The organism is Agrobacterium albertimagni AOL15, from assembly GCF_000300855.1.
Classification (GTDB): domain Bacteria; phylum Pseudomonadota; class Alphaproteobacteria; order Rhizobiales; family Rhizobiaceae; genus Allorhizobium; species Allorhizobium albertimagni.
In genome coordinates, this window is sequence record NZ_ALJF01000023.1 from 107,159 (window position 1) to 120,277 (window position 13,119).

Genomic DNA, 13,119 nt, shown 5'->3' on the forward strand with positions numbered 1-13,119 from the left:
TGTCGGCGGCATCAGATCGCCGCCATTCATGTGAAATCAGTTGTCGGTAACGATTGTCATGCGGCCGGCGCCGGACAGGATTTCGCCGAAACCACCCTTCTCGTGGATCGAGAAGACGATGATCGGAATATGGTTTTCGCGTGCGAGTGCAACGGCGGCGACGTCCATGACGGCGAGTCCCTTCTGCAGGACTTCATCATGGGTCAGGCTGTCGAAGCGGGTTGCAGCCGGGTCCTTCTTGGGGTCGGCCGAATAGATGCCGTCGACCTGGGTGCCCTTGAAAATGGCCTGTGCGCCGATTTCGGCGGCGCGCAAGGCAGCGGCAGAATCGGTCGTGAAGAACGGATTGCCCGTGCCGCCGGCGAAGATCACCACCCTGCCCTGAGCTAGGTGGTGCAAGGCAGCGCGCTGGGAGAAGCTTTCGCAAATCTCGGGCATGGCGATGGCCGAGAGAACCACGGTGTCGATATCGAGCTTGCGGAGCGAGGTAGCGAGAGCGAGCGCGTTGATCACCGTTGCCAGCATGCCCATGTGGTCGCCGGTGACGCGATCGCCCCCCTTCGACGCGACGGCTACACCGCGGAAGATGTTGCCACCACCGACAACGACGCCGACTTCCACGCCGATGCGGCGGGCTTCGGCGATGTCTCCGGCGATCCGGTCGGCCACTGCCACATCGATCCCGAATCCCTGGCTACCCATGAGGGCTTCGCCCGAAGCCTTGAGGAGGACGCGCTTGAACAATGGCTTGGCTGACATGAATACTCCCGAGATCAATTCTGTGCCGGATACACGAAGGGCATCGCGTTGTCACGCGATGCCCGATGTTTTCCCTCGAAGAAGGGTAGCAGCAATCAGCCCTTGGCAGCGGCTGCGACTTCGGCGGCGAAGTCGGATTCTTCCTTCTCGATGCCTTCGCCGAGCAGCAGGCGAGCCATGCCGGTGACTTCGATCGGAGCGCCGGCTTCCTTCTCGGCAGCCTTAATGGCGTCGCCGACGGTCAGTTCCGGGTTGATGACGAAAGCCTGCGAGAGAAGAGCGACTTCCTCGAAGAACTTGCGCATGCGGCCTTCAACCATCTTTTCGATGATGGCGTCCGGCTTGCCCGAAGCGCGAGACTGCTCGATGAAGACGTTGCGCTCGCGCTCGGCAACAGCGGCGTCGACTTCTTCCGAACGGATGGCGAGCGGGTTCGTCGCGGCAATGTGCATGGCGACCTGACGGCCGATGGCAGCCAGAACGTCCTTGTTGCCGGTCGACTTGAGCGCGACTAGAACGCCGAGCTTGCCGAGGCCGTCAGCAACGGCATTGTGGATGTAGGTCGCGACGACACCGTCCTCGACCGAGAGCTTGACGGCGCGGCGCAGCGTCATGTTCTCGCCGATATGGGCGATCGCGTCCTTGATCGTGTCGGTGACGGTCTTGCCGGTGGCCGGATAGCTTGCAGCGCCGATTGCTTCAACAGAACCGTCGGTACCGATGGCGACCGAAGCCACACCGCGGACGAGATCCTGGAAGGCGTCGTTGCGGGCAACGAAGTCGGTTTCGGAGTTGACTTCGACGACAACGGCGGAGGTGCCGGCGCCGTTGATACCAATCAGGCCTTCAGCAGCCGTGCGGCCCGACTTCTTGTCGGCCTTGGCGATACCCTTGGCGCGCAGCCAGTCGATGGCGGCTTCGACGTCACCGTTGTTCTCGGTCAGAGCCTTCTTGCAATCCATCATGCCTGCGCCGGACTTTTCGCGCAGTTCTTTTACCAGTGCTGCAGTGATTTCAGCCATTGTGTGCCTCTTGTCTGTTCAGGCGGACGATCCGTGGCTTTGGGCGAACGGAGGGCCGCTGTGTTGGGGACGAAATGTACCCGGATGTATGACAACGTGATGAAGCAGGTCACCACGGAAACAATCGGCCGTCTTCGACGCCCTCTCGCTTTGGCAAGCGGCATCCGGAAGAACGGAGGCCGCCCGCTGCTCGAAGAGCGCACAGGCGGCCATTCCCTTGACGGGAAAAGCGGCGGAGAGCCCGCCGCTATACGCGATTACGCTTCGGCTTCGGTCGCGAGAGCCGGCTCGATCGGAGCTTCGGCAGAGGCGCCGATGTCACGACCGGAAGCGCCCTGCTGGCGAGCAATGCCGTCGATGGCAGCGCGCGAGATCAGGTCGCAGTAGAGAGCGATGGCGCGCGAAGCGTCGTCATTGCCCGGGATCGGGTAGTCGATCAGGTCCGGATCGCAGTTCGAGTCGATCACAGCAACAACCGGGATGCCGAGGCGCTTGGCTTCGTCGATCGCGATCTTTTCCTTGTTGGTGTCGATGATGAACATCAGGTCCGGGGTGCCGCCCATGTCGCGGATACCGCCGAGAGCCTTTTCAAGCTTCTCGCGTTCGCGCTCGAGGTTCAGGCGCTCCTTCTTGGAGTAGCCAGAGGCTTCCGAAGCCAGGATCTCGTCGAGCTTGCGCAGACGGGCGATCGAGTTCGAAATGGTCTTCCAGTTGGTCATCATGCCGCCGAGCCAGCGGGAGTTGACGTAATACTGGGCCGAACGCTTGGCGGAATCAGCGATGATTTCCGAAGCCTGACGCTTGGTGCCAACGAACAGAACGCGGCCGCCGCGAGCGACGGTGTCGGACACGACCTGAAGGGCGCGCGACAGCATAGGAACGGTCTGAGCCAGGTCGATGATGTGGATGTTGCTACGATCGCCGAAGATGTACGGCTTCATCTTCGGGTTCCAGCGGTGAGTCTGGTGACCGAAGTGAACGCCAGCTTCCAGAAGCTGACGCATGCTAAAATCAGGCAATGCCATGCCTTTTTCTCCTTTTCCGGTTGAACCCCCGCGAAGCAAACAGCAGTCCTTTCGGACTGCCACCGGGCGGAAGCGGCAGGATTTCTCCCTGTCGATCCCAAGCCTCGCGTGTGGAATGACGCCGGCCATACAGGGGCGTCGGGTAAAAATCAAGGGAAAAACAGGTAATTTGCCGGTATTCGAGCCCCTTTACGGGCAGCCGACATCCGGCTTGCCGAGAACTTCGAGCTTGGTCAGCTTCCCGGCCAGGACGAAATCACCATAGTCGAGCGTCAGGTCGCGTGTGACACCGTTCTCGTAAAGCTTGAAGGACTGGCTGTAGATCGGCTCCTGGTCGCCCCTGGTCTTCTCGTCGAAATAGGCGATCGAAACGGGCCAGTAGTCCTGAGCGCCGAGCGATTCCAGGGCCTTGGCCTCCGGGTCCGTGTCGCTCGACTTGGTCGGTCCACCGACGATGGTCGTGGTGAGGAAGGTCTGGTCGCCATCTTCGGAGCCATCGAAGATCCGCGATTCGAAGACCTGCTCTCCCTTTCGCGCACGGGCGATCACTTCGAGCATGTGTTCGGCCGGAAAGCGGCTGTCGGCAAGCTCGAGCGCCCGCTTGTCGGGACCGGTCAGCTCGATCTTGACCTTGCCACCGGCTTCGGCTGCGGCGCCGCTGACATCCTTGTCGAGCTGATCGTCGGTGAAGGACTTGTTCTCGAACCTGAACGTGCCGGCGGCGACATCTTCGAAGGTCGTGGATCGCTGGTCGGTGACGCGCACGCCCTCGCCGACATCAATGCGGGTGACGAAGCGGAACTGGGTGTTGAAGCCCTTGCAGGCCGAGCCGCTGAACTCATAGACCATGCGGCCGCGTACGGATTCGATGCCGGAGCGGTCGGACGCTTCCTTCAGCCCGATCTCGTAGACGGCGCGATGCGGCACCAGGCCGACGGTCGCAGCAGATGCTGCCTGCCCCGCCGCGCTGACGGCTGCCAGGGAAAGCGTCGCACGGACCGCCATTCGCAAAGGAAACATCGACACCCTCCTGTTGGACTCGTCATCGATGTTATAAGAACACATCCGGCAAAAGCGAGACATGCTTTTCGTCGCCACAACTTTCTCAACTTTTATCAACAGACCGGGAATCGACCATGTCCGACACAATCGACGGCCGCCTTGCAGCGCTGGGCATCAGCCTGCCGGAAGCCGCAGCCCCCGCCGCCAATTACGTGCCCTATGTGATCAGCGGAAACCTGCTGCTCCTCTCGGGACAGTTGCCGATTGAAGGCGGAAAAGTGGCAGTGATCGGTCTGGTCGGCGGTGACGTTGCGCTTGCCGACGCCCAGAGAGCAGCCGAACTCTGCGCGATCAACATCCTGGCGCAGGCGAAAGCTGCCTTGTCCGGCGATCTCTCGCGGATCACCCGCGTCGTCAAGCTCAACGGCTTCGTCGCTTCGGCACCCGGCTTCGTCGAACAGCATCTCGTCATCAACGGCGCATCCAACCTGATCGCCAATGTACTCGGCGACGCGGGCAAGCATGCGCGTGCGGCCGTCGGTGTAGCGCAACTGCCACTGAACGCTGCCGTCGAGATCGACGCCATCCTGGAGATTGCCCTGTGAGCCATATCGACTGGATCAAGGACCTGCCCGTCGCGCATCGCGGCTATCACGACATGAACAGAGAGATCTGGGAAAACACGCTTTCGGCTTTCAGCCGGGCGATCGAGGCAGGCTTTGCCATCGAATGCGACATCCAGCTCTCCTCCGACAGCGTCCCGATGGTCTTCCACGACCACGACCTGCAGCGGCTCTGCAACATGACCGGTGAGGTGCGTGAGCGCACGGCCGGCGAGTTACGGATGCTGTCGATCGGCGGCACCAAGGACAAGATCCCGACGCTTCGCCAGATGCTCGACCTCGTGAAGGGCCAGGTGCCGCTTGTGATCGAACTCAAGGGCCTGGACGCCGAGCAGGACGACGGTTTCGTCGAGGCCGTGCTCGAAGTGCTCGAGGGTTACGAAGGCAAGGTCGCGCTGATGAGCTTCGACTATCACCTGCTACGGGCATTGAAGATCGCCGAATGCCCCTGGCCTGTCGGCCTGACTGCGGAAGGCGTGAAGCCCGAAAACTTTGCGGCGCATCGCGAAGCCATGGATCTCGGCCTCGATTTCACGTCGTATTGCGTCGCGCATCTGCCGAATGACTTCGTCAGCGGCCTGCGTGAAAAGGGCACACCCGTGATTACCTGGACCGTCAGGGATGAAATCATGCGGGCACAGACCTATAAATATGCAGACCAGATGACATTCGAAGGCTTCGACCCGCGCCAGTCGCCGGCGATCGCCTGACGGGAGACCCATGGCAGACGAGGTGACGATCCGCGTAGTGCGCTCCTTCAAGGAGATCGCTTCGGCCGAATGGGGAGAGCTCATTGGAGCGTCCCGCTCCGCCCCAGGCTATAATCCCTTCACCTCGTTTGCCTTTCTCTCGGCGCTTGAAGAGTCTGGCTCGGCGACAGCCGAGACGGGCTGGATGGGGCACCATCTGCTGCTTGAAGAGGAAGGGCGCCTCATCGGCGCCATTCCCTGCTATCTGAAGAGCCACAGCCAGGGAGAATATGTCTTCGACCACGGCTGGGCCGATGCCTTTCACCGTGCGGGTGGGAGCTATTACCCCAAGCTTCAGGCTTCCATCCCTTTCACACCGGCCACCGGGCCCCGACTGCTCATCCGGCAGGGCGAGAACGTGGGAAGGGTCCAGAGCCTGCTTGCACAAGGGCTGGAACAGGTATGCCGCGAACTAGGGACATCCTCGGCGCATGTGACCTTCCTGTCGCAAGGTGAGCTCCCTGCCCTCACGGAAGCCGGCTTTCTGCAGCGCACGGACCAGCAGTTCCATTTCATCAATCGCGGTTACCCCAATCACGAGGCGTTTCTCGCCGAGCTTTCCTCGTCGAAGCGCAAAAACTTGCGCAAGGAGCGGCGCATCGCGCTGGAGAACGGGATCAGCATCGACTGGTTGACGGGCAGCGATCTGACGGAGGAGATCTGGGATCAGTTCTTCCGTTTCTACATCGACACCGGCAGCCGCAAATGGGGCCGACCTTACCTGACCCGCTTGTTCTACTCGCTGGTCGGCGAGCGCATGCCGGACGACATCCTGCTCGTCATGGCAAAGCGCGACGGGCGCTACGTGGCAGGGGCGATCAACTTCATCGGCGCCGACGCGCTCTATGGCCGTCACTGGGGCTGCATCGAGGATCACCCATTTCTGCATTTCGAGGTCTGCTATCACCAGGCGATCGATTTCGCCCTGCACCGGGGCCTTCCCCGTGTGGAAGCCGGCGCGCAGGGTGAGCACAAGCTTGCACGTGGCTACGAACCCGTGACCACCCATTCCGCCCATTTCATTGCCCATCCCGGGCTGCGCCGGGCGGTCGCCGACTATCTCGAACACGAGCGGCGCGAAGTGGCCCAGATCGGCGAGTATCTCGGAGAACATACGCCCTTCCGCAAGGGCGAGCGCCAACCACGCGAAGGCGAGGAATTCGACGGTTGAGAGCTGCAAGCTCAGGCTTGAAGCGCAGCCTGCCTTGCCGTTAAGTGGCCGCAGAAATCGAGGAGAGCACCATGACCGCCTATGATCCCAACAACATCTTCGCCAAGATCCTGGCCGGCGACATTCCCTCGGTGAAACTCTACGAGGATGAACACACGCTGGCCTTCATGGATGTTATGCCGCAGGCGCCGGGACATCTATTGGTCATCCCGAAGACCGGATCGCGTAACCTGCTCGATGCCGATCCGGCGGTGCTGGCGAAGCTGATCCCGGTCGTGCAGAAGCTTGCCAACGCCGCGAAGGACGCCTTCGACGCCGATGGCGTCTATGTCGCCCAGTTCAACGAACTGGCAGCCGGGCAGACCGTCTTCCACCTGCACTTCCATGTCATCCCGCGCCACGAAGGCGTGCCGCTCAAGCCGCATGCGGGCGGCATGGCCGATGTGGAGATGTTGAAGGCCCAGGCCGAGAAGATCAAGGCGGCGCTCTGAGGCGAGCACCAGCCAGGCTTGCTACAAATCAGCCGATGACGCCGCCGACGACCAGAACGGCGGCAAAACCGATGAGCGCAAGAACCATCAGGGGGAACGAGCCCGTCGAACTCCAGCCGCCGTCGCGGGACGACGTCTTGCGCAGATCATCAGGCAAGACCTTGAAACGGGGCGGGTCCCCGTGCTTCAGCTTTCGGAAGCGTACTACCTTTGACATTTCGCTATCCTCCGGTTGATCGGACACCCGATTTGGGAAGCGAAATGTGGCAATACCAGCGATCACACGTGTCTGTGAACGGACATGATGTCAGAGCCAGATGAGGCCGGCACCCAGGATCGCCAGGGGAACCAGGACTCCGACGATGACGCGCTGACCGGCCAGCAGGAAGGCCGCAAAGCCGAGCGCAGCCGCCGCCAGCCTCAGCCAGAGCGGTGAGGTTTCGAGCGTGCCTGTCGGGAAGACGACGAGTTTTGCCGTCACCGCCATCACCAGCGCCGTCGCGACCGCCCTCACCCAGTTCAGCGCTTCGGATCCCTCCTGCAGCCGGTTTCCGGCCAGGACACCGAGCCAGCGCCAGATGTCCGTGGCAAGCCAGCCGGCGACGATGATGACGATATAAGGCCAGTAGTCCTGCATCAGACCACCTCGTCCGTTTGGGGGGTCGACTCGGCGATAGCGACGGTCGCCTGCTTCTGGGCTCCCCGGATCACATAGCGGTCGAAGAGGTAGGCCAGCGTGCCGCCGCCGAGCCCGGCAACCAGGATGTCAAAGCCGGGCATGACCAGCGCCAGGAGCGGGCCGGAGACCGCACCGACGATAAAGCCCACCTTGACGACGGACTGGCGGCCCGTCGCCCAGATGGAGGCAATGAAATAGACCGGCGTCAGGAAGAAGAGCAGACCGGCAACCACAGGCGGAAACTTTGCCACCAGCCCGTAGCAGACACCGACGAGGATCATGTTGATCGTCACAAGGGTGATGCCGAAGCCGGCGAAATAGGCGACCCGCCCTTCCCTCGGCACATTCTTGAAGCTGCCCATGGCAAAGACCCAGGCAGTGATCGCGATGAAATGCGACAGGAAGAGCAAGAGCCATGTCGGCGTGCGTTCGGTGCGCATTTCCGGCACAAGCGAGGCGACCATGGGCATCATGCGGATGGAGGAGAGCGACACGGCCAGGAAGATCGCCAGCAGGTTGGCGCCGCTGGTCATGGTGCCGATCAGGATCATCTTGGCGGGCAAAGCCCAGACGGCAACCGTCATGAACATCGCTTCCGCGCGGCTCACGCCCGATTCAAGGGCGAAGGCGGAGAAGCCGACGAATGAAATCATCAGGATGATCGCAGGCAGGCTGAAGAGGCCGCGCATGCCGGTGAAAAACCACCGTGTATGGGAAATATCGGAAGTGGCCGAAGACATCTGAAAATCCGGATCGGCAAAAAGAAAGTGCCGGGCAGAACGCCCGGCACGGGTCTCTCAAAGCGTTGGGTGCTTACTTCTTCTTCGGCACCTTCGGCACGGCAGAGCGCTTCGGCTGCTTCGGTGCCTCGTCGATGACGGCGACATCGCCTTCATCGGCAATCGCAGTCGCCTTGGCCGCCGGCTTGCGCTTCGCCTTTGCAGGCTTTGCGGAGGCCACTTCGGCTTCCGGCTTCGGCTTGACGGCAGGCACTTCGGCAATCGACTCCAGATCGAGCACTTCGGCGCCGGTGTCATCGGTCTTGATGCCGACCTTGACGACGCCGCCCTTCTTCAGCTTGCCGAAGAGGATCTCGTTGGCGAGCGGTTTCTTGATGTGCTCCTGGATGACACGTGCCAGCGGACGGGCACCCATCTTCTCGTCGTAACCGTTTTTCGCCAGCCAGGCGATTGCGGGCTCCGACAGATCGAAGGTGACGTTGCGTTCCGAAAGCTGCGCTTCCAGCTGCATGACGAACTTCTGCACCACCTGATGGATGACTTCCGTCGGCAGCGGCGCGAACGGGATCGTCGCATCGAGGCGGTTGCGGAATTCCGGCGTGAACAGGCGGTTCAGCGCCTCCTCGTCTTCGCCGGTCCGTTTGGACGAACCGAAGCCGATCGCCGACTTCGCCATTTCCGACGCCCCCGCATTCGTTGTCATGATCAGGATGACATTGCGGAAGTCGATCTTCTTGCCGTTGTGGTCGGTCAGCTGGCCATGGTCCATGACCTGCAGCAGGATGTTGTAGATGTCCGGATGCGCCTTCTCGATTTCATCAAGCAGCACGACCGAATGCGGATGCTGGTCGACGCCATCGGTCAGCAGGCCGCCCTGGTCGAAGCCGACATAGCCGGGAGGCGCACCGAGCAGACGCGAGACCGTGTGCCGCTCCATGTATTCAGACATGTCGAAGCGCAGGAGTTCGACACCGAGCGACGACGCAAGCTGCTTGGCCACTTCCGTCTTGCCGACGCCGGTCGGGCCGGAGAAAACGTAAGAGCCGATCGGCTTGTTCGGTTCGCGCAGACCGGCACGGGCAAGCTTGATCGAGGTGGAGAGGGCTTCGATTGCCTTGTCCTGGCCGTAGACGACGGACCGCAGTTCCTTTTCGAGATTGGCAAGCACCATCTCGTCGTCCTTGGACACCGTCTTCGGGGGAATGCGGGCCATGGTCGCGATGGTCGCTTCGATTTCCCTCTCGGTGATCAGCTTGCGGCGACGCGAGGCCGGCAGCAGCATCTGAGCCGCACCCGTCTCGTCGATCACGTCGATCGCCTTGTCGGGAAGCTTGCGGTCGGAGATGTAGCGGGCCGAAAGCTCGACAGCCGACTTGATCGCCTCGTTGGTGTAACGAAGCTTGTGGTAGTCCTCGAAATAGGGCTTCAGGCCCTTCATGATCTCGATCGCATCATCGATCGACGGCTCGTTGACGTCGATCTTCTGGAAACGGCGGACCAGCGCCCGGTCCTTTTCGAAGAACTGGCGGTATTCCTTGTAGGTGGTCGAACCGATGCAGCGGATCGCACCAGAGGACAATGCCGGCTTCAAGAGGTTCGACGCGTCCATGGCGCCGCCCGAAGTGGCGCCCGCACCGATGACGGTGTGGATCTCGTCGATGAAGAGCACGGCGCCAGGGTAATCCTCGAGTTCCTTGACCACCTGCTTCAGGCGCTCCTCGAAGTCACCGCGATAACGGGTGCCGGCGAGCAGCGTGCCCATGTCGAGCGAGAAGATGGTCGCATCTGAGAGCGCTTCCGGCACCTTGCCCTCGACGATGCGCTTGGCGAGACCTTCGGCGATCGCCGTCTTGCCGACGCCGGGATCACCCACGTAAAGCGGGTTGTTCTTGGAGCGACGGCAAAGCACCTGGATCGTGCGGTTGACTTCGTCATGACGACCGATGAGTGGATCGATGCGGCCGGTCTTCGCCTTCTCATTGAGATTGACGCAATAGGCCTTCAGCGCCTCCTGCTTGCCCTTGGCGGAGGCTTCATCCGGCTCACGGCCCTGCTTGGCCTCGGGCTCACCCTCATCCGAACCGCGCGGGCTGCGAACCTGGGACGCGCCCGGACGCTTGCCGATGCCATGGGAGATGTAATTGACCGCATCGTAGCGGGTCATTTCCTGCTCTTGCAGGAAATAGGCGGCATTGCTTTCGCGCTCGGCGAAGATCGCAACAAGCACATTGGCGCCGGTCACTTCCTCGCGACCCGAGGACTGGACATGGATCACGGCCCGCTGGATGACGCGCTGGAAGCTCGAAGTCGGCTTCGAATCCTCGTCGTAACCGGTGATGAGATTGGCGAGATCGTTGTCGACGAAATCGGCGACGGTCTTGCGCAAGGCATCGAGGTTGACGTTGCAGGCCCCCATTACGGCGGCGGCATCGGCGTCGTCGATCAGAGCGAGCAGCAGGTGCTCCAGCGTCGCATATTCATGGTGACGCTCGTTGGCGTAGGTCAGGGCCTGATGCAGCGCTTTTTCGAGGCTGGGTGAAAATGTTGGCACGTCTGATCCTCACTTCTTTTCCATGACGCATTGAAGCGGATGTTCATGTTGCCTGGCGAAATCCATCACCTGTGAGACTTTGGTTTCGGCGACTTCGTAGGTGAAGACACCACATTCCCCGACACCATGATTGTGGACGTGCAGCATGATGCGGGTGGCGGCTTCCCTGTCCTTCTGGAAGAAGCGCTCCAGGATATGGATCACGAATTCCATCGGGGTGTAGTCGTCGTTCAGAAGCAGGACGCGATACAGGTTCGGCTTCTTCGTCTTCGGCTTGGTGCGGGTGATCACCGAGGTGCCGCGATTGGCATTGTCCCCGTCACCCTGGCTCTGCATGAAGGCCGGCTTGGCAGTCATTTCAGTTCATTCTCCGTTGTCCGGCCGGTTTGCCGTTACACATCGGTGCGGACGAACACTCAGCACAGTAAGGTAGTTCATTATGCGGTGATTTTAAGCCCCCCGGACAGCGGTGACGACAATTTGTCACGAAGCCCTGAAAAGCGAGGAAATTGAACGGATAGGTTATACCAGCAGGCACAAATAACAAGACCGGCCGTGCAGGGCACGACCGGTCTCGCAGGTTCCACGCAAGCTTGGATCAGGCAGCCGACGACATCGGCGCCATGGCCTTGTTGATTGTGCCCTCGTAAGGCTTGTAGGCGATCTTGGCGAGATCGGCATACATTTCGCCCATCTTGGTCGCTTCGGCGACGAAGCTCTCGTAGGAGGACTTCATGAAGGACGTCTGGAGCTCGAAGGCAGCCTCGATGCTCTTGACCGAAGTCATGGCTTCCATGAAGGACGCGAGATCCTGGAACGACTTCTTGGAGTAGTCCGTCGCCTCGGTCGCGATGGCCTGGAAACCCTTGGTCACTTCCGAATAATTCTTCAGCATGGTGTCCATGGCTTCCTTGCTCTTCTTGCTGGCGTCATCGATGTTGAACATGCGAGCATCCTCCTTCTGTCGGCATATCAGATAGCCGAAACATAGCAGTCGCACAAAAACGGTCAAGTGAATTTGTGCGGCGCACAACAATCGTCAATTGTAAGCCGGATAAGGAAATGGGGCCGCACCAACCGGCGCGGCCCCATCTTCATGATACATCTTTTGGCGCGCTGGCGAACTTCGGCCAGCAGCGGACATCCCTGCAATCACAGGTCGACGTCGAGGATCGCCATGGAGAAATTGTAGGAGAGATCACCGTCTTCGTCGTCCTTGAAGACAACGCCGAGGAACTCGTCACCGACATACACTTCAGCGGAATCGTCCTTGCGCGGACGAGCCTTCACACTCATCGTCGGGTTGAAGGTGCGCTTGAAATAGGCGTCGAGTTTCTTCAGTTCTTCGGGCTTCACACTGCGTCTCCGTGGACTGTTTCTTGGGTGCGCGCTTGTCGCACGGGCATTCCGGACCTGTAAAGACGCGAAGTGAAGTTTGCCCAGGGAACCGCGGCAAAGCTTGCCGTTCACGTTATCGTGCTGTCAGTCTTCCGAAGCGATCATCTGGTCCATCGAACGGCTCGGTTCGGCGCAGCCGGCCTCACCGACCACGCGTGCGGGAACGCCTGCAACGGTGGTGCAGCGGGGAACCGGCTTCAGAACGACCGAGCCTGCGGCTATGCGCGAGCAGCTGCCGACCTCGATATTGCCGAGGACCTTGGCCCCTGCCCCGATCATCACGCCGTCACCGATCTTCGGATGCCGATCCGCACCTTCCTTGCCTGTGCCGCCGAGGGTGACGCCATGCAGGATGGAAACATTGTCTCCGATGCGCGCGGTTTCGCCGACGACGAGGCCGGTCGCGTGATCGAGGAAGATGCCTTTGCCGATCCAGGCAGCCGGATTGATGTCCGTCTGGAACATGTTGGAGGAGCGGCTTTGCAGATAGAGCGCGAAGTCCTTTCGGCCATTATTCCAGAGCCAATGCGCCAGACGATGGGTCTGGATCGCGTGGAAACCCTTGAAATAGAGGACGGGCTCGAGAAAGCGCGTGCAGGCCGGGTCACGGTCGTAGACCGCCTGGATGTCGACGCGGAGGATCCCGGTCCATTCCGGCCAGTCCGCCATCATCGCCTCGAAGGCCTGGCGCAGCACGATTGCCGGCACGTCGGAGTGATCGAGCCGCTCGCAGATCCGGTAGATCACACAGTCTTCCAACGAGCGGTGGCTCAGCACCGTCGAGTGGAAGAAAGCCGCCAGCATGGGATCGCGATCGGCGGCCACGCGGGCTTCCTGCCGCAGGCTGTCCCAGATCGGGTCCATGGACTTGACAGTCTCGGTCTTGAGGACGTCGTTGTGTGCGACCAT

16 protein-coding genes are annotated in these 13,119 nt (G+C 61.0%); 4 read left to right on the top strand and 12 right to left on the bottom strand.

What is annotated here, in order from left to right:
- Positions 1 to 36: 36 nt before the first annotated feature.
- The 4 genes from pyrH to QWE_RS22390 form a co-directional block, all read right to left on the bottom strand.
- Complete coding sequence (gene pyrH, locus QWE_RS22375; protein WP_006728462.1) at positions 37 to 759, bottom strand: UMP kinase; 723 nt, start codon at positions 757 to 759, stop codon at positions 37 to 39.
- Positions 760 to 854: 95 nt separating this feature from the next.
- Entirely contained in the window at positions 855 to 1,781 is a 927-nt protein-coding gene (gene tsf / locus QWE_RS22380) for a translation elongation factor Ts (protein ID WP_006728463.1), read from the bottom strand.
- A 257-nt stretch (positions 1,782 to 2,038) separates the two neighbouring features.
- On the bottom strand, positions 2,039 to 2,806 hold the full coding sequence (rpsB, locus tag QWE_RS22385) for a 30S ribosomal protein S2 (RefSeq protein WP_006728464.1): 768 nt from the start codon (positions 2,804 to 2,806) through the stop codon (positions 2,039 to 2,041).
- A 189-nt stretch (positions 2,807 to 2,995) separates the two neighbouring features.
- Positions 2,996 to 3,826, bottom strand: coding sequence for a cell envelope integrity EipB family protein (locus tag QWE_RS22390; RefSeq protein WP_006728465.1), 831 nt, complete (start codon positions 3,824 to 3,826; stop codon positions 2,996 to 2,998).
- A 116-nt stretch (positions 3,827 to 3,942) separates the two neighbouring features.
- Here QWE_RS22390 and QWE_RS22395 point away from each other — a divergent pair, with 116 nt between their 5' ends.
- The 4 genes from QWE_RS22395 (at position 3,943) to QWE_RS22410 (ending at position 6,842) form a co-directional block, all read left to right on the top strand.
- Positions 3,943 to 4,413, top strand: coding sequence for a RidA family protein (locus QWE_RS22395; RefSeq protein WP_006728466.1), 471 nt, complete (start codon positions 3,943 to 3,945; stop codon positions 4,411 to 4,413).
- Positions 4,410 to 5,141: a glycerophosphodiester phosphodiesterase gene (locus QWE_RS22400; RefSeq protein ID WP_006728467.1), complete on the top strand. Its 732-nt coding sequence runs from the start codon at positions 4,410 to 4,412 to the stop codon at positions 5,139 to 5,141. Before QWE_RS22395 ends, QWE_RS22400 begins: the two co-directional genes overlap by 4 nt.
- 10 nt (positions 5,142 to 5,151) lie before the next feature.
- Positions 5,152 to 6,351 (top strand): GNAT family N-acetyltransferase, encoded by a 1,200-nt coding sequence (locus QWE_RS22405; protein WP_006728468.1) that lies wholly within the window; start codon positions 5,152 to 5,154, stop codon positions 6,349 to 6,351.
- 71 nt (positions 6,352 to 6,422) lie between these two features.
- The gene (locus QWE_RS22410; protein WP_006728469.1) at positions 6,423 to 6,842 is read left to right on the top strand and encodes an HIT family protein; all 420 of its coding nucleotides are present in this window, start codon (positions 6,423 to 6,425) and stop codon (positions 6,840 to 6,842) included.
- Between the two features lie 28 nt (positions 6,843 to 6,870).
- Here QWE_RS22410 and QWE_RS22415 read toward each other — a convergent pair whose 3' ends face one another.
- The 8 genes from QWE_RS22415 to cysE form a co-directional block, all read right to left on the bottom strand.
- Positions 6,871 to 7,059 carry a hypothetical protein gene (locus QWE_RS22415; protein WP_006728470.1) on the bottom strand — a complete coding sequence of 63 codons (189 nt, stop codon included), beginning with the start codon at positions 7,057 to 7,059 and terminating at the stop codon, positions 6,871 to 6,873.
- 90 nt (positions 7,060 to 7,149) lie between these two features.
- Positions 7,150 to 7,479 carry an AzlD domain-containing protein gene (locus tag QWE_RS22420; protein ID WP_006728471.1) on the bottom strand — a complete coding sequence of 110 codons (330 nt, stop codon included), beginning with the start codon at positions 7,477 to 7,479 and terminating at the stop codon, positions 7,150 to 7,152.
- The gene (locus QWE_RS22425) at positions 7,479 to 8,261 is read right to left on the bottom strand and encodes an AzlC family ABC transporter permease (RefSeq protein WP_006728472.1); all 783 of its coding nucleotides are present in this window, start codon (positions 8,259 to 8,261) and stop codon (positions 7,479 to 7,481) included. The genes QWE_RS22420 and QWE_RS22425 overlap by 1 nt, the downstream gene beginning before the upstream one ends.
- 73 nt (positions 8,262 to 8,334) lie before the next feature.
- On the bottom strand, positions 8,335 to 10,812 hold the full coding sequence (gene clpA, locus QWE_RS22430) for an ATP-dependent Clp protease ATP-binding subunit ClpA (RefSeq protein ID WP_006728473.1): 2,478 nt from the start codon (positions 10,810 to 10,812) through the stop codon (positions 8,335 to 8,337).
- Positions 10,813 to 10,821: 9 nt separating this feature from the next.
- Positions 10,822 to 11,169: an ATP-dependent Clp protease adapter ClpS gene (gene clpS, locus QWE_RS22435; RefSeq protein ID WP_006728474.1), complete on the bottom strand. Its 348-nt coding sequence runs from the start codon at positions 11,167 to 11,169 to the stop codon at positions 10,822 to 10,824.
- A gap of 241 nt (positions 11,170 to 11,410) precedes the next feature.
- Positions 11,411 to 11,758: a phasin family protein gene (locus QWE_RS22440; RefSeq protein ID WP_006728475.1), complete on the bottom strand. Its 348-nt coding sequence runs from the start codon at positions 11,756 to 11,758 to the stop codon at positions 11,411 to 11,413.
- A gap of 206 nt (positions 11,759 to 11,964) precedes the next feature.
- Entirely contained in the window at positions 11,965 to 12,168 is a 204-nt protein-coding gene (locus QWE_RS22445; RefSeq protein WP_006728476.1) for a DUF3126 family protein, read from the bottom strand.
- Positions 12,169 to 12,294: 126 nt separating this feature from the next.
- Positions 12,295 to 13,119, bottom strand: coding sequence for a serine O-acetyltransferase (gene cysE, locus QWE_RS22450; protein WP_006728477.1), 825 nt, complete (start codon positions 13,117 to 13,119; stop codon positions 12,295 to 12,297).